This is a genomic window from Streptomyces aurantiaciflavus, assembly GCF_049808595.1.
Lineage (GTDB): Bacteria > Actinomycetota > Actinomycetes > Streptomycetales > Streptomycetaceae > Streptomyces.
The window spans coordinates 51,634-74,495 of record NZ_JBNCAQ010000032.1; the positions used below are offsets into that span (position 1 = coordinate 51,634).

General features: G+C 72.0%; 19 protein-coding genes. 9 read left to right on the forward strand and 10 right to left on the reverse strand.

Features of this window, described 5'->3' with window-relative positions; all coding sequences use genetic code 11:
• Window positions 1-191: 191 nt before the first annotated feature.
• The gene (locus ACPT94_RS31645; protein WP_360338723.1) at window positions 192-1,568 is read left to right on the forward strand and encodes a cysteine desulfurase/sulfurtransferase TusA family protein; all 1,377 of its coding nucleotides are present in this window, start codon (window positions 192-194) and stop codon (window positions 1,566-1,568) included.
• Between the two features lie 28 nt (window positions 1,569-1,596).
• On the opposite strand, the gene ACPT94_RS31650 is transcribed toward ACPT94_RS31645, so the two are convergent.
• Window positions 1,597-2,571 carry a carbohydrate kinase family protein gene (locus tag ACPT94_RS31650; protein WP_360338726.1) on the reverse strand — a complete coding sequence of 325 codons (975 nt, stop codon included), beginning with the start codon at window positions 2,569-2,571 and terminating at the stop codon, window positions 1,597-1,599.
• Between the two features lie 182 nt (window positions 2,572-2,753).
• On the opposite strand from ACPT94_RS31650, the gene ACPT94_RS31655 reads away from it, so the two are divergent.
• Both ACPT94_RS31655 and ACPT94_RS31660 read left to right on the forward strand, forming a co-directional pair.
• A complete protein-coding gene (locus tag ACPT94_RS31655; RefSeq protein WP_360338729.1) occupies window positions 2,754-2,963 on the forward strand; it encodes a hypothetical protein in 210 nt (69 codons plus the stop codon).
• Between the two features lie 157 nt (window positions 2,964-3,120).
• Window positions 3,121-4,938, forward strand: a complete 1,818-nt coding sequence (locus ACPT94_RS31660; protein ID WP_425247390.1) for a hypothetical protein — start codon at window positions 3,121-3,123, stop codon at window positions 4,936-4,938.
• Window positions 4,939-5,010: 72 nt separating this feature from the next.
• On the opposite strand, the gene ACPT94_RS31665 is transcribed toward ACPT94_RS31660, so the two are convergent.
• Window positions 5,011-5,367: a HesB/IscA family protein gene (locus tag ACPT94_RS31665; RefSeq protein WP_006135694.1), complete on the reverse strand. Its 357-nt coding sequence runs from the start codon at window positions 5,365-5,367 to the stop codon at window positions 5,011-5,013.
• Between the two features lie 278 nt (window positions 5,368-5,645).
• Between ACPT94_RS31665 and nadA the strand changes: the two genes are divergently transcribed.
• The gene (gene nadA / locus ACPT94_RS31670; RefSeq protein WP_360338735.1) at window positions 5,646-6,842 is read left to right on the forward strand and encodes a quinolinate synthase NadA; all 1,197 of its coding nucleotides are present in this window, start codon (window positions 5,646-5,648) and stop codon (window positions 6,840-6,842) included.
• Window positions 6,843-6,857: 15 nt separating this feature from the next.
• Here the strand turns inward: nadA and ACPT94_RS31675 are convergent, their stop codons facing one another.
• The 6 genes from ACPT94_RS31675 to ACPT94_RS31700 all read right to left on the reverse strand — a co-directional run bounded on the left by ACPT94_RS31675 (window position 6,858) and on the right by ACPT94_RS31700 (window position 15,621).
• The gene (locus ACPT94_RS31675) at window positions 6,858-9,113 is read right to left on the reverse strand and encodes a protein kinase domain-containing protein (RefSeq protein ID WP_425247391.1); all 2,256 of its coding nucleotides are present in this window, start codon (window positions 9,111-9,113) and stop codon (window positions 6,858-6,860) included.
• A gap of 119 nt (window positions 9,114-9,232) precedes the next feature.
• Complete coding sequence (locus ACPT94_RS31680; protein WP_425247392.1) at window positions 9,233-12,361, reverse strand: efflux RND transporter permease subunit; 3,129 nt, start codon at window positions 12,359-12,361, stop codon at window positions 9,233-9,235.
• Between the two features lie 135 nt (window positions 12,362-12,496).
• Complete coding sequence (locus ACPT94_RS31685) at window positions 12,497-13,177, reverse strand: response regulator (protein ID WP_425247393.1); 681 nt, start codon at window positions 13,175-13,177, stop codon at window positions 12,497-12,499.
• Window positions 13,174-14,403 (reverse strand): sensor histidine kinase, encoded by a 1,230-nt coding sequence (locus ACPT94_RS31690; protein WP_425247394.1) that lies wholly within the window; start codon window positions 14,401-14,403, stop codon window positions 13,174-13,176. Before ACPT94_RS31690 ends, ACPT94_RS31685 begins: the two co-directional genes overlap by 4 nt.
• Before the next feature lie 128 nt (window positions 14,404-14,531).
• Window positions 14,532-14,810, reverse strand: a complete 279-nt coding sequence (gene pspAA / locus ACPT94_RS31695) for a PspA-associated protein PspAA (RefSeq protein WP_360338750.1) — start codon at window positions 14,808-14,810, stop codon at window positions 14,532-14,534.
• A 34-nt stretch (window positions 14,811-14,844) separates the two neighbouring features.
• Complete coding sequence (locus ACPT94_RS31700) at window positions 14,845-15,621, reverse strand: PspA/IM30 family protein (protein ID WP_425247401.1); 777 nt, start codon at window positions 15,619-15,621, stop codon at window positions 14,845-14,847.
• Between the two features lie 372 nt (window positions 15,622-15,993).
• Between ACPT94_RS31700 and ACPT94_RS31705 the strand changes: the two genes are divergently transcribed.
• The 3 genes from ACPT94_RS31705 to ACPT94_RS31715 all read left to right on the forward strand — a co-directional run bounded on the left by ACPT94_RS31705 (window position 15,994) and on the right by ACPT94_RS31715 (window position 18,650).
• Window positions 15,994-16,593 (forward strand): DUF3043 domain-containing protein, encoded by a 600-nt coding sequence (locus tag ACPT94_RS31705; RefSeq protein ID WP_360338753.1) that lies wholly within the window; start codon window positions 15,994-15,996, stop codon window positions 16,591-16,593.
• Window positions 16,594-16,676: 83 nt separating this feature from the next.
• Window positions 16,677-17,378 carry a methyltransferase domain-containing protein gene (locus ACPT94_RS31710; RefSeq protein WP_360338756.1) on the forward strand — a complete coding sequence of 234 codons (702 nt, stop codon included), beginning with the start codon at window positions 16,677-16,679 and terminating at the stop codon, window positions 17,376-17,378.
• Between the two features lie 150 nt (window positions 17,379-17,528).
• Window positions 17,529-18,650, forward strand: coding sequence for a S1C family serine protease (locus tag ACPT94_RS31715; protein WP_360338759.1), 1,122 nt, complete (start codon window positions 17,529-17,531; stop codon window positions 18,648-18,650).
• Between the two features lie 152 nt (window positions 18,651-18,802).
• Here ACPT94_RS31715 and ACPT94_RS31720 read toward each other — a convergent pair whose 3' ends face one another.
• The gene (locus ACPT94_RS31720; RefSeq protein WP_189938422.1) at window positions 18,803-19,015 is read right to left on the reverse strand and encodes a hypothetical protein; all 213 of its coding nucleotides are present in this window, start codon (window positions 19,013-19,015) and stop codon (window positions 18,803-18,805) included.
• 164 nt (window positions 19,016-19,179) lie between these two features.
• Between ACPT94_RS31720 and ACPT94_RS31725 the strand changes: the two genes are divergently transcribed.
• The gene (locus ACPT94_RS31725) at window positions 19,180-20,388 is read left to right on the forward strand and encodes a bifunctional adenosylcobinamide kinase/adenosylcobinamide-phosphate guanylyltransferase (RefSeq protein ID WP_425247395.1); all 1,209 of its coding nucleotides are present in this window, start codon (window positions 19,180-19,182) and stop codon (window positions 20,386-20,388) included.
• Between the two features lie 179 nt (window positions 20,389-20,567).
• Here ACPT94_RS31725 and ACPT94_RS31730 read toward each other — a convergent pair whose 3' ends face one another.
• Window positions 20,568-21,524: a class I SAM-dependent methyltransferase gene (locus ACPT94_RS31730; protein ID WP_425247396.1), complete on the reverse strand. Its 957-nt coding sequence runs from the start codon at window positions 21,522-21,524 to the stop codon at window positions 20,568-20,570.
• Window positions 21,525-21,673: 149 nt separating this feature from the next.
• Between ACPT94_RS31730 and cobT the strand changes: the two genes are divergently transcribed.
• The gene (cobT, locus tag ACPT94_RS31735) at window positions 21,674-22,828 is read left to right on the forward strand and encodes a nicotinate-nucleotide--dimethylbenzimidazole phosphoribosyltransferase (protein WP_360338768.1); all 1,155 of its coding nucleotides are present in this window, start codon (window positions 21,674-21,676) and stop codon (window positions 22,826-22,828) included.
• Window positions 22,829-22,862 lie beyond the last annotated feature (34 nt).

Below are 22,862 nucleotides of genomic sequence, written 5' to 3' on the forward strand. Positions count from 1 at the left end.
CAAACCCTAGCCGACGCCCTTCGGGGGCTCGCGGGGAGGGTGGCATACGCGCCGCCCGTCACCCCGAAGGGGTGGGTGTGCCAGGTTTGCGCCTCATGAGGGGGGAGCGCGGGGTGCGTTCGCGACTGCGGACGCGTGGAGGGCCGGTCGCGCAGTTCCCCGCGCCCCTTCAGGGCGCTTAGCGTTGCCGTGTGGTCTACTTCGACGCTGCTTCCGCCGCTCCCCTTCATCCCGTGGCCCGTCAGGCCTTGTCTGCCTCCCTCGACGAGGGCTGGGCCGATCCCGCTCGTCTCTACAGGGAAGGGCGCAGGGCGCGGATGTTGCTCGACGCGGCTCGGGAGGCGGCGGCCGAGGCCGTCGGGTGTCGGGGGGACGAGTTGGTGTTCACCTCGTCCGGGACGCGGGCCGTGCACGCGGGTGTGGCGGGGGCGTTGGCGGGGCGGCGGCGGGTCGGTCGCCACCTGATCGTGTCATCCGTCGAACATTCCTCGGTGCTCCATTCGGCGGAGGTGCTGGAGGCGGACGGCGGGGCCGTCACGCGGGTGCCGGTGGAGCGGACGGGGGCGGTGACGGTCGAGGCGTACGAGGGTGCGCTGCGGGCGGACACCGCGCTGGCCTGTCTGCAGTCCGCCAACCATGAGGTGGGGACCGAGCAGCCGGTGGCGGCGGTGGCGGAGGTGTGCCGGGAGGCGGGGGTGCCGCTGCTGGTGGATGCCGCGCAGTCGCTGGGGTGGGGGCGGGTCGAGGGTGACTGGTCGCTGCTGACCGCGAGTGCGCACAAGTGGGGCGGGCCGTCCGGGGTGGGGCTGCTGGTGGTGCGCAAGGGGGTGCGGTTCGCGCCCCAAGGGCCCGTGGACGAGCGGGAGTCGGGGCGGGCGGCCGGGTTCGAGAACATCCCGGCGATCGTGGCGGCTGCGGCCTCGCTGCGGGCGGTGCGCGCGGAGGCGGCGGCCGAGGCGGTACGGCTGCGGGAGCTGACGGAACGGATCCGGGCGCGGGTGCCGGGGCTGGTGCCGGACGTGGAGGTGGTCGGGGATCCGGAACGCCGGCTGCCCGGGATCGTCACGTTCTCGTGTCTCTATGTCGACGGGGAGACCCTGCTGCACGAGCTGGACCGGGAGGGTTTCTCGGTCTCGTCCGGGTCGTCGTGCACGAGCAGCACGCTGACGCCGAGCCATGTGCTCAGGGCCATGGGAGTGCTGAGTGAGGGGAATGTGAGGGTGTCGTTGCCGCCGGGGACGGCTCAGGAGGACGTGGAGCGGTTCCTCGAGGTGCTGCCGGGGGTGGTGGCGGGGGTGCGGGAGAAGCTGGGGGCGCCCACGCCCACGGCTGTCGTACGGGAGGACGAGCTGGTCGTGGACTCCCTCGGCAAGCTCTGCCCGATCCCGGTCATCGAGCTGGCGAAGGTCATCGGGGACGTGCCGGTCGGGGGCACGGTCCGCGTCCTGTCCGACGACGAGGCGGCCCGGCTCGACATCCCCGCGTGGTGCGCGATGCGGGAGCAGGAGTACGTGGGTGAGGAGCCGGCGGACCGGGGCTCGGCCTATGTGGTCCGCCGGCTCGTCTAGGAACTGTCCGTTCGGAAACGGCGCCGGCTCAGCCCAGGTGCTTCTGGACCTCGGCGGCGGCCTCGTCGCCGTAGGCCGTGGCGAAGCGCTCCATGAAGTGGCCACGCCGCAGCTGGTACTCCTGCGTGCCCACGGTCTCGATGACGAGAGTCGCCAGCATGCAGCCGATCTGGGCGGCGCGCTCCAGGGAGACGCCCCAGGCCAGGCCGGAGAGGAAGCCGGCGCGGAAGGCGTCGCCGACGCCGGTCGGGTCGGCCTTGCGCTCCTCCTCGGGGCAGCCGACCTCGATGGGGTCCTCGCCGGCCCGCTCGATGCGGACGCCGCGCGAGCCGAGGGTGGTGACGCGGTGGCCGACCTTGCCGAGGATCTCCTCGTCGTTCCAGCCGGTCTTGGACTCGATGAGGCCCTTCTCGTACTCGTTCGAGAAGAGGTAGGTCGCGCCGTCCAGCAGGATGCGGATCTCCTCGCCGTCCATGCGGGCGATCTGCTGGGAGAAGTCGGCGGCGAAGGGGATGCCCCGGGAGCGGCACTCCTCCGTGTGGCGGAGCATCGCCTCGGGGTCGTCCGCGCCGATCAGGACCAGGTCGAGGCCACCGACGCGGTCGGCGACGGTCTTCAGCTCGATGAGGCGGGCCTCGCTCATCGCGCCGGTGTAGAAGGAGCCGATCTGGTTGTGGTCGGCGTCCGTGGTGCACACGAAGCGGGCGGTGTGCAGCGTCTCGGAGATGCGGACGGACTCGGTGTCCACACCGTGCCGGTCGAGCCAGGCGCGGTACTCGTCGAAGTCGGCGCCCGCGGCACCGACCAGGACGGGGCTCGTGCCGAGCTGGCCCATGCCGAAGGCGATGTTCGCGCCGACCCCTCCGCGCCGTACGTCCAGCTTGTCGACCAGGAAGGACAGCGAGACCGTGTGGAGCTGGTCCGCGACGAGCTGGTCGGCGAAACGGCCGGGGAACGTCATGAGGTGGTCGGTCGCGATGGAGCCGGTGACTGCGATGCGCACGGCGTGGACTCTCCTGTGAATCAAAAGGGGTGCGCGAGAGCGCTCGTTGGAAGGGTGGTGGCCGGAGAAGGGAGGACGGATCGACAGTTCACGCTACCCGGTGGACCCGGGCCACTGAAGCAGACGAAACTACCCGATAGTAGATCTTTCTTCGCGGCCTCGCCCCTGCGTACGGTGCCGCTATGACGAACCTCAAGGTCCACGCCCCCGCTCCGGCCGACCTCGAAGGCGACCTGGCGTCGCTGCGTGGGGACTGCGCCCGGATGGCTCCGCACTGGACCGCCCCGGAGAAGATCACCTCCCGTCCCGTGCCGCCGTCCCTGATCCACGGGGTGACCGTCCCGGCGGCCTCGGCGCGGATGCTGGAGGCGATGCCCGACTACGGCAACTGAGTCTCGCTCTTTCTTCCGCCGTCCGTCGGGTTTCTTCGGCTTTTCTTCGGCGGGGAGCGCCCGGCAGGGAACCGTGCGCTCCCCCGCCGCGTCCCATCGCTGTCCCCCGTCGAGGGGATGTGAGGTACGACAGCAGGGCAGCCGAAGGAGCGATGCGGTGAACACCGAGCGACCCGACAACGACGACACCGCGCGCGGGCCGGAGGACCGGGGTACGCCGGAGGAGACCCGTTCGGAGCAGTCCCGTTCGGAGCAGTCCCGTTCGGAGGAGACGTCTCCGCGGGACACGGCCGAGGAAACCGCCGAGGCCAACGCCGGGGACGACGTCGAGGCGAGCGCGAAGAGCGCCGGGAAGAGCGCCGGGAAGGGCACGGCCTCCGAGGTGTCGACCGCCTCCGAGTCGTCGACCGCCTCGGGGTCCCCGGCTTCCCGGGCTTCCGAGGCCCCCGAGACCGGTGGGGACTCCGAGACCCCCGTGACCTCCGAGCCCTCCGAGCCCTCCGAGGCCGAGGAACCCGCAGCTGCCGCCCCCACCGAAGACGACGAGTCCTCCTCCGGTTCCCCTCGCCGCTCTCCCGTCCTCATAGCCGCCGTCGCCGCCGCCGTGCTGCTCGTGGGCGGCGGGGGCGCCTATCTCGCCGCCCAGACGACCGGCGGCTCGGGCGGCGGCTCGGGCGTGGGGGCGCCCTCGAAGGACGGCACTCCCCCGGCGCTCGTCCTCGACGACTACCGCAGCAGCCCCTCCGGCGGCGCCACGAACGGCATCGCACCCGGTGAGCCGAACCCCTACGGGGTGACCTACCGGGCCGACGGCACCCTTCCGGACGGCCCCGACTCCGCGCCCGTGTACTGGGCGAAGGGCCAGATCACGAAGGACGAGGTGGCCCGGCTGGCGGCCGCGCTGGGTGTCGACGGGACGCCGGTCACCGAGGGGCAGGAGTGGAAGGTCGGCTCCGGCAAGGACGGCTCGGGCCCGGTGCTGCGGGTGAACAAGCAGGCGCCCGGCCTGTGGACGTTCAGCCGGTACGCGCCCGGCACCGACGCCTGCAAGGGCGGCGCCGAGGTCTGTGTCCAGGATCCGGCGGCCCCGGCCGGCGACCCGGTGAGTGAGGCGGCCGCGAAGAAGGCGGCGGCGCCGGTCCTGAAGGCGGTCGGCCAGGACGACGCCAAGATCGACGCGAGCCAGGTCATGGGCGCCCAGCGGGTCGTGAACGCCGACCCCGAGGTCGGCGGCCTGCCCACCTACGGGTGGACGACCGGCGTCACCGTCAACTCCCAGGGCGAGGTCGTCGGCGGGAGCGGGCAGCTGAAGACGCCGGCGAAGGGGAACACGTACCCGGTGCTGAGCGCGCAGGAGACGCTGGACCGGATGAACGCGGCGCCGGGGGCGACGGACCACCGGATGGGCATCGGGGGCTGTGCGAGCCCGGTGCCGCTGGAGGACCGGCTGGAGAGCCCGTGCGGCAGGTCGACGGATCTTCCGAAGAAGCAGTCGCTCACGGTCGAGGACGCGGTGTTCGGGCTCGCCCCGCACGCCTCGGGCGGGCGGCAGGTGCTCGTGCCGTCCTGGCTGTTCCGGGTCGAGGGGGCCGAGGACGGCTACACGGTGACGTATCCGGCGGTCGAGCCGGAGTACCTGGTCCCGCCCGCGGCGGCCACGCCGTCCGACCCTCCGGCCTCCGGCACGCGGACCAGTGATGTGAAGGTCGACGGGTACACGGCCGAGGGCACGGAGCTGACCGTGAGCTTCACGGGCGGGGTGTGCTCCGCCTACAAGGCGACGGCGGTCGAGAGCGAGGACGAGGTGAAAGTCACCGTGACGGCGACGACCGACCCCGACAAGATCTGCATCCTGATCGCCAAGGTGTTCCACCAGACCGTTCAGCTGGACGAGCCGCTCGGCGGGCGGACCGTGGTCGGTTCGGACAACCGGGAGATCCCCCTGGAGAAGCCCGGGGCACGGCTGCCGCGGTAACCCCGCTGCCCGTACGCGAAGGCGGCGGCCCCCTCGGAGGGGGCCGCCGCCTTCGCGTCGATCAGGAACGGCTCAGCTGAAGGAGTCGCCGCAGGCGCAGGAGCCCGTCGCGTTCGGGTTGTCGATCGTGAAGCCCTGCTTCTCGATCGTGTCCACGAAGTCGATGGTGGCGCCGCCCAGGTACGGGGCGCTCATCCGGTCGGTGACGACCTTGACGCCGCCGAAGTCCTTCTCCACGTCGCCGTCGAGGGAGCGCTCGTCGAAGAAGAGCTGGTAGCGCAGGCCGGAGCAGCCGCCGGGCTGGACGGCCACGCGCAGGGCGAGGTCGTCACGGCCTTCCTGGTCGAGCAGGGCCTTGACCTTCGACGCGGCGGCGTCGGTCAGGATGATGCCGTCGGTGACGGTGGTGGTCTCGTCCGATACGGACATCTACATCTCTCCCGGGTTGTACGGAGACTGCTTGCCGACGGTTGCAACCGGCGGGGCCGCGGATTCATTCCGGGCCGAGGACTCGTGTTTCCACTTCTTTCCTCTTCTTGCCTTTCATGCTCGCACACGCGCGTCGGAGCGAACAGCAGCCGCCGGGGCAGGGCCACGGCCGGGTCAGGGATTCACGTCACATCGACGCAATGACCATCGTCAAAGTGACGTGAAGCAGGTTATGATAATAAGCGTCAGATCGACGAAAAGTAGAAAGGGTGCGTGTCGTGACCACCGCCCAGACCACGGAGCTCGACGTACAGCCGACTCCGCTCGCCCTGCTGCTGCTCGGCCGTGAGGCCGACCCGAAGAGCGAGCGGGGTGTCGAGTGCCCCGGCGACCTGCCCTCCCCGTCCGACCCGGACCTGGTGGAGCGGGCTCGCGCTGCCAAGGAGAAGCTCGGCGACAAGGTCTTCGTCCTCGGTCACCACTACCAGCGGGACGAGGTCATCCAGTTCGCCGACGTCACGGGCGACTCCTTCAAGCTGGCCCGGGACGCGGCCGCGCGCCCGGAGGCCGAGTACATCGTGTTCTGCGGTGTGCACTTCATGGCGGAGTCCGCGGACATCCTGACCTCCGACGACCAGAAGGTCGTCCTGCCCGACCTCGCCGCCGGCTGCTCGATGGCCGACATGGCGACGGCCGAGCAGGTCGCCGAGTGCTGGGACGTGCTGACCGAGGCCGGGATCGCCGAGCAGGTCGTGCCCGTCTCGTACATGAACTCCTCCGCCGACATCAAGGCCTTCACGGGCAAGCACGGCGGCACCATCTGCACCTCGTCGAACGCGAAGCGGGCGCTCGAGTGGGCCTTCCAGCAGGGCGAGCCCTCGACGACGAAGGTCCTGTTCCTGCCCGACCAGCACCTCGGCCGCAACACCGCCGTGCGGGACATGGGCATGTCCCTGGAGGACTGCGTCGTCTACAACCCGCACAAGCCGAACGGCGGGCTCACCGCCGAGCAGCTGCGCGACGCGAAGATGATCCTGTGGCGGGGCCACTGCTCGGTGCACGGCCGCTTCAGCCTGCAGTCGGTCGAGGACGTCCGCGCCCGCATCCCCGGCGTGAACGTGCTGGTCCACCCGGAGTGCAAGCACGAGGTCGTGGCCGCGGCGGACTACGTCGGGTCGACCGAGTACATCATCAAGGCCCTGGAGGCCGCCCCGGCCGGCTCGAAGTGGGCCATCGGCACCGAGCTGAACCTCGTGCGCCGGCTGGCGAACCGTTTCGCGCCCGAGGGCAAGGAGATCGTGTTCCTCGACCGCACGGTCTGCTTCTGCTCGACCATGAACCGCATCGACCTGCCCCACCTCGTCTGGACCCTGGAGTCCCTGGCCGAGGGCAAGCTGGTCAACCGTATCGAGGTCGACAAGGAGACCGAGGCGTTCGCCAAACTGGCGCTGGAGCGGATGCTGGCGCTGCCGTAACCGTACGGCCGCTGCTCACCCCGACACGGGTTTCCGGTCGGGGTAGGCGGGGTCGAAGGTGAAGATGTCGCCTTCCTCCGTGGCGACGACCACGGCGCCCTCGTGGAGCAGCACCTCGGACATCGACCAGCCCAGGTTCGTCACCCGCTGGGCGCGTGGCGGGGTCTCCCACAGCAGTGCGCCCTTCCTCGTGTCGAGGGCGGCGACCCTGCCGCTGGCGCTGGACATGTAGAGCACGCCGCTGCGCGGGTCGTGGGTGACGTCGCTCGGCTGCTCCAGACTCGTCCGGGTCTGCCACAGCTGCTTGCCCGTCCGGGCCGACACGGCGGTGACCCGACCGGAGGTCGCGGCGAACCACAGGGTTCCGTCCGCCAGCGTCACGTTGCCCTCGCATTCCTTCGCCAGCTTGATCGACGTGTCGACGCCGGTGTCCGGATCCACGAGCCGGATCCGGGTGAACGGCCCCTCGCTGTCGGAGGCCTCGTTCCCCTCCTCGTCCTCGGCCGGGTCCAGGAAGAGCAGACGGCCGTCGAGCGTCCCGACGGGGTTTCCGCGCCGGGGCACCGTCAGGCGCCGCAAGGAGCCGTCGGTCCGGTCCAGCGCCAGGAGCGTCATGTCCTTGGAGGGCGTCAAGCCAGGCGCGCACCGGAGGTAGAGGTCCTCGCCGACGTCCGTCCAATGGCAGTACCGCCCCGCCGGCATCGATGCGGTCCAGCGCTCGGCGCCGGTGCGCGCGGAACGGGCGGTCACCGTGGCGCCGTTGTCGCCCCGGAGGATCACTAGGTCGCCGGAGAGGTGTGGGCGGGGCCCGTCGCTGTTCACCGTGCGATGCCAGAGCCGCCTTCCGGTCCCCGAGTCGAGGGCGGCGACCGAGAGCACGAAGTCGTCGCCGGTTCCGGAGCGGTACTCCTGCTCGACCAGCATCGTGTCGTCCACGACACCGAGGACGGAGAAGATGTGCGTTCCGTCGCCCACGGCGGACGGCGACGTGTCGGCGCGCCAGACGATCCGTCCGGTGAGCGCGTCGATGCGCATGGGCAGGATCCCGCTGCCCGCGCAGTGGAGGGCGGCCTCGTACACCACGCAGTCCGGGGCCCGTTCCAGGCCGTAGCCGGCGACGCCGGTCTGCTTCTTCAGGCCGTGCGCGGCGGTGGCGTCGACGGTCGTCTGCCAGGGCTTCCAGCCGGCCGGCATGGCCGTCCATCGGGAGCGCGCGGGCGCGGCGGAGTTTCCGCCCGTCCGGGAGTCGTCGTCCCCGAGTCCGGGCCCGAACAGCAGGTATCCCGTCAGAGCGAGCGCGACGGCGCCGACGGCGCCGGCCGTGGCCCACAGCGGGCGCCCACGGCTCCGTCGCCGTCCGTCGGCCTCGGCGCCCGGGTCGGCGGCCGCCGCGGGGCGGATCCGCACCATGGCTGATTCGTCCGCGCGCAGCGTCACCGTGGTTCGGTCGTCCGCACCCGCCTCAGGCAGCGCGGCAGCCAACTCCCGGGCCAGTCCCTCCAGTTCGGGCCGGTCCGCGGGCTCCTTGGCCAGGCAGCGCTCCAGGATCTCGCGAAGGGGCTGCGCCACGCCGTCCAGTACGGGGGCGTCGTGGACCACCCGGTAGGCCGTGAGGTAGGGGCTGTCCGCGTCGAAGGGGCCTCGGCCCGTGATCGTGAAGACCAGCAGGGCGCCCAGGGAGAAGACGTCGGAGGCCGGGCCCACCGAGCGGGCGTCGGTGAACTGTTCCGGGGACATGAACGGCGGGGTGCCGATCATCTGGCCGGTCTCGGTCAGGGTGTTGTGGTCCTCGGCCGCGCGGGAGATGCCGAAGTCGATGACGCGCGGGCCGTCCTCGGCCATCAGGACGTTCGCGGGTTTGAGGTCGCGATGGACGACCCCCGCCCGGTGGATGTCCAGCAGGGCCTCCACCAACCCGAGCGCCAGCCGCCGCAGTTCGCCGCCCCGCAGGGGGCCTCGGTCGCGGATCAGAGCGGCGAGCGAGGGCCCGGGCACGTACTGGGTCGCCATCCACGGCCGTACCGCCTCCGGGTCGGCGTCCAGGACCGGCGCGGTGAAGGCGCCGCTCACCTTGCGGACGACCTCGATCTCCTGCCGGAAGCGGGCGCGGAAGACCGGGTCCTCGGCGTACTGGGCGTGGACCACCTTGACGGCGACCTCGCGTCCCGAGCGCGCCCTGCCCCGGTAGACGATCCCCATGCCCCCGGTCCCGAGCCGGTCGACCAGCTTGTGGCCGCCGACCGACTTCGGGTCGTCCTTGTGCAACGGCACGCCCGATTCCCCTCCCCCGTCGTGCAGTTCGAGGCACAGGATACGTAAGGGGAAACGGCGGTGGCCGGGTCCCGAACCCCTGTTGCAGGTTCGGGACCCGGCCGTCGTGGGTCGCGCGCTCAGACGGACGCGGGCTCCGGCTCGTCCGAAGCCTCCGTCGGCCGGGCCCGGGTGCCCGCCTTCTTCGCCTTCTTCGCCGCCCGCTTCCCCGCCTGGCGCTCCTTGCGCAGTTCGAGCATCGCGTAGAGCGTCGGGACGAGGAGCAGGGTGAGCAGGGTCGAGGTGATCAGGCCGCCGATGACGACCACCGCCAGCGGCTGGGCGATGAAGCCGCCCTCGCCGGTGACGCCCAGGGCCATCGGCAGCAGGGCGAAGATGGTCGCCAGGGCCGTCATCAGGATGGGGCGCAGACGGTGGCGGCCGCCCTCGACCACGGCCTCGACGACGCCGTAACCCTGGTTCCGGTACTGGTTGATGAGATCGATCAGGACGATCGCGTTGGTCACCACGATGCCGATGAGCATCAGCATGCCGATCATCGCCGGGACGCCCATCGGGGTGCCCGTGGCGACCAGCAGGCCGATCGCGCCCGTCGCCGCGAACGGGATGGAGACCAGCAGGATCAGCGGCTGGACGAGCGAGCGGAAGGTCGCCACCAGCAGCATGAAGACGATCGCGATCGCCGCGAGCATCGCCAGGCCGAGGTTCTTGAACGCGTCGTCCTGGTCCTGCGAGACACCGCCGATCTCGGCCGTCGCGCCCGCCGGGAGCTTCAGCGCGTTCAGCTTGGACGTCAGGTCCGCGCTGACCGCGCCCGTGTTGTCGCCGGTCGGGCGGGCGGTGATGGTGGCCGCGCGCTGACCGTCGATGCGGGTCATCGAGACCGGGCCGTCCACGAGGCGGACGGTCGCGATGTCGCCCAGCTTGGCCGGGCCCAGCGGCAGGGCCTTGAGCTGCGCCAGCGTCCGGGCCGGCTTCGCCGACGTGATGACGACGTCGCGCTCGGTGTCGTCCAGGATCGCCTTCGCGGCCGGCGTCCCGCGCACCGCCTGCGCGACCGCCGCGCCCAGCGTCTGCTCGTCGAAACCGGCCGCCGCCGCCTTGTCGTTGGCCTTGACCGAGATGCGCGGCACGCTCTGCGACAGGTCGCTGGTGACGTCCGTGACGTCGTCCAGGCCGGCCACCGCGGAGCGGACCTGCTCGGCCGCCGTACGCAGCGCCCCGCCGTCGGCGGCCTTCACGACGACGCTCAGGTCCTGGCTGCCGAAGCCGTCACCGGCCGCGACCGTGGTGCTGCCGATGCCCTTGAGCCCGGCCAGGCCCTTCTCGATACGGTCCTGGACGTCCTCGTACGACGCCGAGTCCTCCAGCATCACCTGGTACGACGCCTGGTTGGTGTCCGTGCCGCCGCCGAAGGCCGCCATGAAACCGGAGGAGCCGACGGTGACCTGGTAGTCCTTCACGCCCTCGGTGTCGGCGAGCAGTCGCTCGACCTTCTTCGCCTGGACGTCCGTCGCGGCGAGGCCGGTGCCCGGCGCCAGCTTCTGCTTGACCGTCAGGACCTGCTGCTCGCCCTGGTCGAAGAAGTTGGTCTTGAGCAGGGGCGCCATGCCGAAGGTGCCGACGAGGACGACGACCGCGATCGCCACGCTCGTCAGCCGGCGCCGGGTCGCGAAGCGCAGGACGGGGACGTAGAACCGCTGCAGACGGCTCTTCGCCTCCTTCTCCTCCGCCGCCCGGCGGGCCTCCTCGGCGTCCTCCGGGGTGTTCTTGGGGGCGCGCAGGAACCAGTACGACAGAACCGGGACGACCGTCAGCGACACGAGCAGGGAGGCCAGCAGGGCCGCCGTGACGGTGAGGCTGAACGCGCCGAACAGGGCGCCCACCATGCCGCCGACCAGGCCGATCGGCAGGAACACGGCGACCGTGGTGAGGGTGGAGGAGGTGACCGCGCCGGCCACCTCGCGCACGGCCGTGATGATCGCCGTCTGCCGTTCCTCGCCGTAGCCGAGGTGGCGCTTGATGTTCTCCAGGACGACGATCGAGTCGTCGACGACCCGGCCGATCGCGATCGTCAGGGCGCCCAGCGTCAGCATGTTCAGCGACAGGTCACGCGTCCACAGGACGATCAGGGCGAGCACGACGGACAGCGGGATGGACACCGCCGTCACCAGGGTCGAGCGGACCGACGCCAGGAAGACCAGGATGACGAGGACCGCGAAGAGCAGACCGAGCGCGCCCTCCGTCGTCAGGCCGTCGATGGCCTTTGACACGGCCGGGCCCTGGTCGCTGACGACCGTGATCGACGCGCCGGAGCCGAGGTCCTCGCGCAGTCCGGGCAGCTTGTCCTCGACGGCCTCGGAGATGGCGACCGCGCTGCCGTCGTGGTCCATGGTGACGGCGACGGAGAGGCTGGGCTTGCCGTCGGTGCGGGTGATCGAGTCGGCCGGGGCCTCCTCCTGCCGCACGGTGGCCACGTCACCGAGACGGACCGGCTTCTTGCCCGCCGTACCCGGGATCATCAGGTCCTGGATCTGCCGCAGGGACGTGTAGCCCCCGCCGACCTGGACGGTGCGGTTGGCGCCGGCCTCGTCGAAGGAGCCCGCCGGGACGGTCGCGCCGCCCGCCTGCAGGGCCTGGGCGAGAGCCTGCGGGGCCAGCCCGGCCCGGGCCAGCTTCGAGTCGTCGGGCGTGACGGAGACCTGGAGGTCGCGCACGCCGTCGACGGTGACCTGGCCGACGCCGTCGATGTCCCTCAGCGTCGGCACGACCGTCCGGTCGAGCTGGTCGGCGAGGGCCTGCTGGTCCTTGTCGGAGGTGACGGCGAGGACCACGGTCGGCATGTCGTCGGTGGAACCGGCGACGACCTGCGGGTCCACCGAGTCCGGGAGCTGGACGCGGGCCCGGTTGACGGCCTGCTGGACGTCGGCGACGAGCTGCTTGGTGTCGTTGCCGTAGTCGAAGGACGCCATGATGAGGGCGTTGCCCTCACTGGCCTTGGAGGTGACGCCGGTGATGCCGTCGACGGCCTCGAGGTTGTCCTCGATCGGTTCGATCACCTGCTTCTCGACGACGTCCGGGGAGGCGCCCTGGTAGGGCGCGAGCACGGACACCATCGGCAGTTCGATGGTCGGCAGCAGCTGCTGTTTGAGCTGGGGGATCGCGATCGCGCCGAACACGAGCGCGACGATGGACATCAGGCCTATGAGGGCCCGTTGCGCGAGGCTGAATCTCGACAGCCAGGACATGGGTTTCGGATCTCTCTTCTGTGAGCGGCAGAAGTGGCCCCTTCACCCTGTGCCATCGATGTGAGGCGATCCGTAGGCCCCAGGTCGGTTTCCTTGTACGCCGCATACTCCCGGCGCAGTACGACGAGGCGAAGGTCACTCCACCCTTGGACGGACCAGCCCGGACTCGTACGCGATCACCACGAGCTGGGCCCGGTCGCGGGCGCCCAGCTTGGCCATGGCCCGGTTGACGTGCGTCTTCACGGTCAGCGGGCTCACCTCCAGACGTTCGGCGATCTCGTCGTTGGAGTGACCGCCGGCGACCTGCACGAGGACCTCGCGCTCGCGCACGGTGAGCGCGTCCAGCCGCTGCGCGCGGGCGGGGTCCTGGCCGTCGTCCGTGTCGCCCTGGGCGAGGAAGCGGGTGATCAGGCCCTTGGTGGCGGCCGGTGAGAGCAGGGCCTCGCCGCCGGCGGCGACCCGGATCGCGTTCAGCAGCTCCTCCGGCTCGCTGCCCTTGCCGAGGAAACCGGAGGCGCCCGCGCGCAGCGACTGCACGACGTAGTCGTCGACCTCGAAGGTCGTCAGGATCACCACGCGGACGTGTGCCAGGGACGGATCGGCGCTGATCAGGCGGGTGGCGGCGAGGCCGTCGGTGCCGGGCATGCGGATGTCCATCAGGACGACGTCGGCGCGCTGCTCCTTGGCCAGCCGGACCGCCTCCGCGCCGTCGGAGGCCTCGCCGACGACCTCCATGTCGGGCTCGGAGTCGACGAGCACGCGGAACGCGCTGCGCAGCAGCGCCTGGTCGTCGGCGAGCAGGACACGGATGGTCATGCGGGCTCCCCCGGTTCTCCCGTGGCGGCGGTACGGGTCTTGATCGGCAGGATCGCATGGACGCGGAAGCCGCCTCCGTAACGGGGGCCGGTGGTGAGGGTGCCGCGCAGGGCGGTGACGCGCTCCCGCATCCCGAGCAGGCCGTGACCGCCGCCCTCCTGCGGGCACGGCACGTCGCCCTTGCCGTCGTCGAGGACGGTGACCTCGATGTGGGGCCCCACGCGTACGACGCTGACCTCGGCCTTGGCGTCCGGTCCCGCGTGCTTCTGCACGTTCGTCAGGGCCTCCTGGATGACGCGGTAGGCGGCCAGGTCGACGGCGGCGGGGAGTTCGGTTTCGTGGTCGGCGCGGGCGACCTCGACCTGGAGGCCGGCGCTGCGGAAGGTGCCGGCGAGTTCGTCGAGGCGGTCCAGGCCGGGGGCCGGTTCGGTCGGCGCCTCGGGGTCGCCGGACTGACGCAGCAGGCCGACGGTGGCGCGGAGCTCGTTGAGGGCGGAGCGGCTGGCCTCACGGACGTGGGCGAGGGCCTCCTTGGCCTGGTCGGGGCGCTTGTCCATCACGTGGGCGGCGACTCCGGCCTGAACGTTGACCAGGGCGATGTGGTGGGCGACGACGTCGTGCAGGTCACGGGCGATGCGCAGGCGTTCCTCGGCGACCCGGCGGCGGGCCTCCTCCTCGCGGGTGCGCTCCGCCCGCTCGGCGCGGTCGCGGATGGCCTGTACGACGGCCCGGCGGCTGCGGACGGCGTCGCCGGCGGTGGCGCCGATGCCGGTCCACGCGAAGATCGCGAGGTTGTCCTGGGCGTACCAGGGCAGCGGGCCGGCGAGCATCGCGGCGCCGGTCAGCACCGTCATGGTGAGCAGCCCCGCCCGGAGGGTGGTCGGGCGGTCGGTGGTGGAGGCGACGGTGTAGAGGGCGATGACGGCGGACATCGCGACCGGGGCGCGGGGGTCGCCGGTGACGGACTCGACCACGGAGAAGGTGCCGGTGAGGGCGAGGACCGTCATGGGGGCGCGGCGGCGGAAGACGAGGGCGACGGCGCCGAGGGTCATCAGCAGCAGGCTGAGCAGGTCCGGGGTGCGGATGCTCCAGCTGACGCGGTGCTCGCCGTGCGGGTCCACGAAGGAGCCGGCGAGCATGCAGAGGAGTACGGCTGCGGCGAGGGCGGCGTCCAGGGCGAGGGGGTGGGCCTTCAGCCGGCGCTGGGCTCGGGCGAGGGGAGTCAAGGGTGCCGTACCTTCTCGAGTGACCGTCGCTTCGGTGGGCGTCGCTGGGGCTGCCGCCCCCGGACCTCCGCTTCGGCCTGAACGGGCTCGTCCTCGATCTCCCCGCCCCGCGGAGCCCGTGTCTCGCCTCAGCTCGGGATCAATCCGTCGCCGCTCAGCATCTCCCGGACCTCCTCCAGGCTCGCGTCCGGGGCCGGGAGGATCAGTTCCGAAGGTTCCAGGGAGTCGTCCGGCAGGGGGGTGCCGAGGCGGCGGACGGCGTCCAGGAGGGCGCCGAGGGTGCGGTGGAAGCCGTCCTCGTCGTCGCCCTCCATCTCCGCGAGCAGCTCGTCGTCCAGCTGGTTCAGCTCGACGAAGTGGGAGTCGGCCAGCTTCCACTGGCCCTCCCCCATGATCCGCACGATCATGTCGCCCTCCTCGGCTCCGGTCCCCGGCGCCGGGCTACTGCTTGTCGAAGCGCGGGGTGTCCTGTGGCTCCTGCTGGGCCTGCGACTGGCTCGTGCCACCTTCGATGGCCTGCTGCCCGGAGGAGGTGCCTCCGGCGAGCTCGGCCTTCATGCGCTGCAGTTCCAGCTCTACATCCGTACCACCGGAGAGCCGGTCCAGCTCGGCCTGGATGTCGTCCTTGGCCAGGCCGGTCGGGTCGTCCAGGGCGCCGGAGGCGAGGAGCTCGTCGAGGGCGCCGGCGCGGGCCTGGAGCTGGGCGGTCTTGTCCTCGGCGCGCTGGATGGCCAGGCCGACGTCGCCCATCTCCTCGGAGATGCCGGAGAAGGCCTCGCCGATGCGGGTCTGGGCCTGGGCCGCGGTGTAGGTGGCCTTGATGGTCTCCTTCTTCGTGCGGAAGGCGTCGACCTTGGCCTGGAGGCGCTGGGCCGCGAGGGTGAGCTTCTCCTCCTCGCCCTGGAGCGTCGCGTGCTGCGTCTCGAGGTCGGTGACCTGCTGCTGGAGGGCGGCGCGGCGGGAGAGCGCCTCGCGGGCGAGGTCCTCGCGGCCGAGAGCGAGCGCCTTGCGGCCCTGGTCCTCCAGCTTGGAGGACTGCGACTGCAGCTGGTTGAGCTGGAGTTCCAGTCGCTTGCGCGAGGTGGCCACGTCCGCGACACCGCGGCGGACCTTCTGGAGAAGCTCCAGCTGCTTCTGGTACGAGTAGTCGAGGGTTTCGCGCGGGTCCTCGGCCCGGTCAAGGGCCTTGTTCGCCTTCGCGCGGAAGATCATCCCCATACGCTTCATGACACCGCTCATGGGCTTCGCGCGCCCCCTTCTGACGTCCAGCTCCAGCTCTGCGACAGAACCCACAGTACGGGCCCTGCTTCCATTGACGCACTGTTCGGGGACGGATGCGCTCCTCCCCAAGGACGACTGACCAAGGCCTTGCTCCGGCGTGAGGAGTAGGTGACCTTCAGGGTGAGCAGTAGGTCACCAGCTGTCCTCTCTTCCCGTTCTGTCCCGGGTCCGTCTTCACTTCAGACGACTGGTGTTGCCGGATCGTTCCCCGCGGGGCCGGGGTCCATTCGCGCCCGTCGCCCACCGCCGCCCTTATTTTGGGGGCCCTGCGGCCCCACACCTTCGGCGCAGCGCTTACCCTTGGGTTTTGTGTTCCGTAGCCGTGCCAAGGAAGAGAAGGCCCCGGTCGCCGACAAGGCGCCGTTGACCGACTCCAAGCAGCCCCGTGACCCGCAGGCCCCCAAGGGCAGGCCCACGCCCAAGCGCAGTGAGGCCCAGTCCCAGCGCCGCAGCGTCGCCAACACGCCGACGACGCGCAAGGAGGCCGCCAAGCGGCAGCGCGACGAGCGCCGCGCCCAGCTGGAGCGCCAGCGTCAGGCGCTGGCCGGCGGTGACGAGCGGTATCTGCCGGCCCGTGACAAGGGTCCGGTCCGCAAGTTCGCGCGTGACTTCGTCGACTCGCGGTTCAACGTGGCGGAGTTCTTCCTGCCCATGGCCGTGGTCATCCTCGTGCTGAGCATGATCCGGGTGGGCGCGCTGCAGAGCATCGCGCTGCTGCTGTGGCTCGTGGTGATCGTGCTCATCGTGCTGGACTCGATCGTCAGCGGGTTCCGCCTGAAGAAGCGGCTCGCCGAGCGCTTCCCCGACCAGAACCGGCGGGGCGCGGTGGCCTACGCGCTCATGCGCTCCCTCCAGATGCGTCGGCTCCGGCTGCCCAAGCCGCAGGTCAAGCGCGGAGAGCGGCCCTGAGCACTGCGTCTTTCTCCGGGGGTGCGGCGAAGGCCTGGCTGGACAAGCTGGGCGGGCTGCGTGATGTGGTACGACAGGAGCTGGTGGCCCGGCAGCTCGACGAGCAGATCGCCGGGCGGTATCCGGTAGGGCAGCGGCTGCGGGTGCTCGACGTGGGGATGGGCCAGGGCACCCAGGCGCTGCGGCTGGCCCGGCTCGGTCACCAGGTGACCGGTCTGGAACAGGACGCGACGATGATCGCCGCGGCCCGCGAGACCCTGTCCGGGGAACCCGAGGGCATCCGTGAGCGGATGCGGATCATCGAGGGCGACGGCCGGGACACCGGTGTGCACTTCCTGCCCGGCAGCTTCGACGTGGTGCTGTGCCACGGCGTGCTCATGTACGTCCAGGAGCCGGACGCCCTGCTGGCGGGCCTCGCGCGCGTACTGGCCCCGGGCGGGCTCCTCTCCCTGCTCGTCCGCAACGCCGACGCACTCGCCATGCGGCCGGGCCTGTCCGGCGACTGGGCGGGCACCCTGGCCGCCTTCGACACCGTCTCCTATCGCAACCGCCTCGGCCTCGACGTCCGTGCGGACCGCCGGGAGACGCTGACCGCGACCCTCGCCGGCATCGGCGCGCCCTTGCAGGCCTGGTACGGCGTCCGGGTGTTCACGGACACGGCCGCCGACGGCGCGGAGATCCCGGACGACGTGGAGACGTTGCTGGCCGCGGAGGAGCGGGCGGGACGGACGGATCCGTACCGGGGTGTGGCGGCGCTGCTGCATCTGTGCGGGGTACGGGGCTGAGTTGCCGCAGGGGTACGGACCGGGTCCGTACCCCTGCTTTCCTGGCCCGTCCTTCGGCCCTCTTTCTGTCTGCCGGTTCTCCCCTCGGTTCTCCCCTCGTTCGGGTGAGCAGTACAAGCCGGACAGTCACCCGGCGGAGAGACTCGGGGCATGGCTGCTTCCCGCGCGCGTGCCCTTCGGTGGGGCGTCCCCGTGTCCGTGTTCGCGTGTGCCGCCGCCCTGCTCACCGGATGTTCCGGCCTCTCCGGCTCCGGTCCCGATCCTGCTTCTGCTTCTGCTTCCGGCTTCGGTCCCGGGGAGCGGGAGACCGCGCCCGGGCGGGCCGCTCAGCCGGCGGCCGTCGCCCAGGCGGACGATCTGCAGAGCGCCTACCAGCGGGTGATCCGGGACGTCCTGCCGTCGGTCGTGCAGATCCAGACCAGCAGCGGGCTGGGATCGGGGGTCGTGTACGACGCGAAGGGCGACATCGTCACCAACGCGCACGTCGTCGGCGACGAGAGAACCTTCCGGGTCACGACCGCCAACAGCGAGGACGCGCTCGCCGCGACCCTCGTCCACTCGTACCCGGAGCAGGATCTGGCCGTCGTCAGGCTGGAGCAGGTGCCGGACGGGCTGAAGCCGGCGGCCTTCGGGGACTCCGCCAAGGTCGCGGTCGGGCAGATCGTGCTCGCCATGGGCTCGCCGCTGGGGCTGTCGTCGAGCGTGACGCAGGGCATCGTCTCGGCGACCGGGCGGACCGTCAGCGAGGGCAGTGCCGGCGGGGGCACGGGGGCGACGATCGCCAACATGGTGCAGACGTCCGCGGCCATCAACCCGGGCAACAGCGGGGGCGCGCTGGTCGACCTCGACGGGCAGGTCATCGGCATCCCGACGCTCGCCGCGACCGACCCCGGGCTCGGGGACAGCGCGGCGCCGGGCATCGGGTTCGCGATCCCGGCGTCGACGGTGCGGACGATCGCGGACCAGATCGTCAAGAACGGCAGGGTCACCGACTCCGGCCGGGCCGCGCTCGGCATCACCGGGCGGACCGTCGTCGACGCCGACTTCCAGCCGGCCGGGGTCGCCGTCGTGGAGGTGCGGGCCGGGGGTGCGGCCGACAAGGCCGGGATCCGCGCCGGGGATGTCATCACCGGTCTGGGCGACACCGAGATCACCACGATCACCTCACTGGCGGAGGCACTGGCCGAGGACCGGCCCGGGGAACGGACGACGGTGACGTTCACGCGCGAGGGCGGGGAGCGGACGGTGGAGGTGACGCTGGGCGAGCAGTAGGCGGGGCGGGGGGCCTTGGGCTGCGGGGCGACCGCCGCACGGCCCTGATGACCGCCTGTACGGCCACCATGACCCGGACGGCCGCCCCGGCCCGGCGTGCCACTACTCGACCACGACTCCCCGGTCGCGGCTCGTGGGTTACGGCTGTTCGGCTACGACTCCTCGGCGTGCAGGTTCATCGGGCCGTAGATCTCGGTGGAGTCCTCGAACAGCCGCACCTGGTCCGCGCCGCCTTCGAGCAGGGCCTTCCAGTGCTCCCCGATCCAGGACTCGGCGTCCCCCTGCGTGGTGAACTCCTCGGGCTGCACCGCGGGCTGGACCTCCGTCCCGTCGGCCTTCTCGAAACGCCACGTCCATGCCGCCATGTACGCCTCCAACGTGTCGGCACCTGCAGAGCAGAAGCCGGATCATGGTCCGGCTCCTGATCAGAGCCTATGCGCTCCGCGGGGTGCGCCGTCAGGAGACGGGGTCGTTGGTGCGGGGAGGTACCGGGCGCGCGGGTTGTGAGGCGACCGGCGAAAATCGGTGCGTGGAAGTGACTCTGCTCGGTACCGGTGCCCCCGCGGGACTCCCCCGCCCCGACTGTCCCTGTGCGGTGTGTGCGACCTCGCTCGGGGAGGACGCGCGGGCGGCGACCGCGTTGCTCGTGGACCAGGCGCTGCTGCTCGACCTGACGCCGGGTGCGGCCTTCGCGGCCGCCAGGTCCGGGCATTCGCTGGGCGGAGTACGGCAGGTGCTGCTGTCGCATCCGCACGACGGGCCCCCGGTGGAGGTGCCGGCCGGGGTGCCGCAACCCGGCCGGGTGCCGGACGGGCGGGAGTTGGCGTTGCTGACGGGGCATCGGGTGCGGGCGGTGGCGATGGACGCGCCGGGCACGGGCTACGCGGTGACCGGCCCCGAGGGGCAGCGGCTGCTGTACCTGCCGCCGGGGGGCGCGCCGGCCGGGCTGGAGGACGGTACGGAGCCCGCCGAGCGGTACGACATGGTCCTCGTGGACGTCGTGGGCCGGCCGGACGCGTTGGCGAAGCTGCGGTCGGTGGGGGCGGTGGGGCCGACGACGGACGTCATCGCCGTTCACCTGGACCACGACGTGCCGCCCGGCGCGGAGTTGCGGCGGCGGCTCGCGGCGGCGGGGGCACGTGCGGTGCCGGACGGGTCGACGCTGGCGGTGGGGGTGTACGAGGACGTGCCGGACGTGCCGCGGCGGACGTTGGTGCTGGGCGGGGCGCGGTCGGGGAAGTCGGTGGAGGCGGAGCGGCGGCTGGAGTCCTTCCCCGACGTGCTGTACGTCGCGACGGGCGGTTCGCGGGGCGGGGACACCGAGTGGGCGGCGCGGGTGGCCGTGCACCGGGAACGGCGGCCGGGGTCGTGGCGGACGGCGGAGACCTGCGACCTGGTGCCGTTGCTGACGACGGACGGCCCCCCGCTGCTCGTCGACTGCCTCTCCCTGTGGCTGACCGACGCGATGGACTCCGTCGGGGCGTGGGACGACGCGGTGTGGGCGGACGGGGGTGAGCGGGCGCTGCGCTCGCGGGTCGCGGAACTGGCGACTGCCCTGCGGGCGGCTCGGCGGACGGTCGTGCTGGTGTCCAACGAGGTGGGTTCCGGAATCGTGCCGGCCACGGCGTCGGGGCGGCGGTACCGGGACGAGCTGGGGCGGTTGAACGCGGCGATCGCGGGTGAGTGCGAGGAGGTCGTGCTGGTGGTGGCGGGGCAGGCGGTGGTGTTGCGGGGGTGAGGTGCGGGTTTGCTGCGGGTGGGCCGGTGTGGGCGCCGGGGGTGGGGCGCGCGGCCCGGCGTTTACGGGTGCCTCCCCCAGAGGGGCCCCAGCGCCCCCGGCGGCACGACGGCCCGCGGGTGGGCGGGGCGCCCGGGGAGCCGGGGTCGGTGGCGGAGCCCCCCACGGTGAGCGGTTCTTCAGGGGGTGCGTGCGATGAGTCGGTAGGTGTTCGAGAAGCGGGTGTGGCGGAGGAGGGGGGCCAGGGTGTGGTCCAGGGTCCGGGTTGCCGTCAGCAGGGGCGTTGCCGCTCGGAGGAGGGGCTTGCGGGGCGGGGGGACGGCTCGGGTCAGGGACAGGGCGAGGGCTGCCGACAGGTCGTAGGGGATGTGCGGCCGTCGGCGGTCGGTGGTGAGGATGGTGCAGCCCTGTCTCTCCAGTTCCGTGCGGAGGTTGGGCAGGGGGATCAGGTGGAGGTGGCGGGGTTGGTTGTGGGGGAGCCACCACTTGCCGAGGAGGGGCGCGAACGCGCTCTGGGGGTCGGGGACTTCCAGGAGGAGGTGGCCGCCGGGGCGCAGCACGGTGAGGGCGGCGCGGAGTTCCGCGCGGGGGTCGGGGGTGTGCTCCAGGTGGTGGAGGATGCTGACGACGTCGTAGCGGGCGCGCAGCCGGGCGGTGATGCCGGGGGTGGTGAGGTGGCCGATGTGGGCCTCCTCGACGTGGCCCGCCACCCGCGCCCGTTCCACCCTGGGCGTCGGGTCCAGCCCGTCGAACGCGGTGTACGGGAACACCTCCTTCGCGGCCGCCGGGAACAGCGCGTGGCCCGTGCCCACGTCCAGCCAGCTCTCCGGCTCGGGGAAGGGCAGCATGGCGCGGGCGGTGGCCCGTAGGCGGCGTGGGCCGGTGCGGGTCGCGAGGACGCGGTCCGTGAGGCCCGTCGTGAAGTACTCGCCGGGGTCCCGGTGGTAGAGGGCGAGCCCCTCCGGGGTCAGACGCGGGTTCTGGAAGACGTGCGCGCAGTCCCGGCACTCGTCCACCACGAACATCCCCGGCCTGTGGTGCAGCAGGTCCGGAGCGCGCAGCCGGGTGCACAGCTGCTTCGAGCCGCACCAGGGGCAGTCGTCGCGGCGCGGCTCGTGGATGGGCCTGGGGGGCATGAGCGGCTCCGGTGGAAGTGCGTCGAACGTGCGGCAATCCGGGACGAAACGGAACGTATGGGATCGCGATCTTGGGTGCAAAGACATCGTGGGGGTGTGGTGGCGATGTGGCGCGGAACCGTTCGATCGGTGCCGGTACTGTTCGGCGAATGAGCTCGCTTAATCTCGACGACTTCACCGATCTGATCGAGCGCCCCGACGGCGGGGTGCGCCGCGACGCGGAGGCGCGCCGGGAACGTCAGATCGTGCCGCCCGGATCGCTGGGGCGCCTCGACGACCTGGGTGAGTGGCTGGCGGCGGCGCAGGGCGCGGTGCCCGTACGGCCGATCAGGCAGCCGCGGGTGGTGCTGTTCGCCGGCGACCACGGCATCGCCGAGCTCGGCGTCTCGGCGCGGCCCGCGGGCACCGCGGCGGAGCTGGTGCGGGAGGTGCTGGAGGGCGGTCGTCCGGGAGCCGTGCTGGCCCGCCGGCTCGGGGTGCCGCTGCGGGTCGTGGACATGGCGCTGGACTGCGCGCCGGACGCCTTCCCCGAGGACGTCGTACGGCACCGGGTGCGGCGCGGCAGCGGACGTATCGACCTCGAGGACGCGCTGACCCTGGAGGAGGCCGAGGCCGCCTTCCGGGCCGGGGTGGCCGTCGCCGACGAGGAGGCCGACTCGGGCACGGATCTGGTCGTGCTCGGCGATGTGAGCGTGGGCGGGACGACGGCGGCGGGCGTGCTGGTCGCCGCGCTGTGCGGGACCGACGCGTCGGTGGTGACCGGTCGGGGCGGTGAGGCGATCGACGACCTGGCGTGGATGCGCAAGTGCGCCGCGATCCGGGACGCGCTGCGGCGGGCGCGGCCGGTGCTCGGCGACCAGTTGCAGCTGCTGGCGACGGTGGGCGGCGCCGACCTCGCCGCGATGACGGGCTTCCTGCTGCAGTGCGCGGTACGGAAGGTGCCCGTCGTCCTGGACGGCGTCGTGACGGCGGCCTGCGCGCTCGTCGGGCAGCGGATCGCCTTCCGGGCGCCGGACTGGTGGCTGGCCGGGCAGCGCAGTGGCGAGCCGGGACAGGCCAAGGCGCTGGACCGGATGGCGCTGGAGCCGCTGCTGGACCAGGGCCTGACCGTGGGCGAGGGGGCCGGGGCCCTGCTGGCACTGCCGTTGGTGCAGGCGGCGGCGGCACTGGCGGCGGAACTCCCCGAGAAGCCCGAGAAGCCGTCCCAGAAGGAATCCGAGGGCCCGGAGGTCGCCGGGGACCACGAGGTCGCCGTGGACTCCGAGGAGACCAGGACCTCCGGGACGGGTCCCGCCGACGAGTAGAGGCAGGCCGACCGGCGAGGGCGGCACAAGCGAG

Excerpts from the sequence above, each read along its gene's own strand:
- ACPT94_RS31655 (WP_360338729.1), top strand. The coding sequence starts at position 2,754 with ATGACGAACCTCAAGGTCCACGCCCCCGCTCCGGCCGACCTCGAAGGC.
- ACPT94_RS31665 (WP_006135694.1), bottom strand. The coding sequence starts at position 5,367 with ATGTCCGTATCGGACGAGACCACCACCGTCACCGACGGCATCATCCTG.
- ACPT94_RS31680 (WP_425247392.1), bottom strand. The coding sequence starts at position 12,361 with ATGTCCTGGCTGTCGAGATTCAGCCTCGCGCAACGGGCCCTCATAGGC.
- ACPT94_RS31685 (WP_425247393.1), bottom strand. The coding sequence starts at position 13,177 with ATGACCATCCGTGTCCTGCTCGCCGACGACCAGGCGCTGCTGCGCAGC.
- pspAA (WP_360338750.1), bottom strand. The coding sequence starts at position 14,810 with ATGATCGTGCGGATCATGGGGGAGGGCCAGTGGAAGCTGGCCGACTCC.
- ACPT94_RS31700 (WP_425247401.1), bottom strand. The coding sequence starts at position 15,621 with ATGGGGATGATCTTCCGCGCGAAGGCGAACAAGGCCCTTGACCGGGCC.
- ACPT94_RS31715 (WP_360338759.1), top strand. The coding sequence starts at position 17,529 with ATGGCTGCTTCCCGCGCGCGTGCCCTTCGGTGGGGCGTCCCCGTGTCC.
- ACPT94_RS31720 (WP_189938422.1), bottom strand. The coding sequence starts at position 19,015 with ATGGCGGCATGGACGTGGCGTTTCGAGAAGGCCGACGGGACGGAGGTC.
- ACPT94_RS31730 (WP_425247396.1), bottom strand. The coding sequence starts at position 21,524 with ATGCCCCCCAGGCCCATCCACGAGCCGCGCCGCGACGACTGCCCCTGG.
- cobT (WP_360338768.1), top strand. The coding sequence starts at position 21,674 with ATGAGCTCGCTTAATCTCGACGACTTCACCGATCTGATCGAGCGCCCC.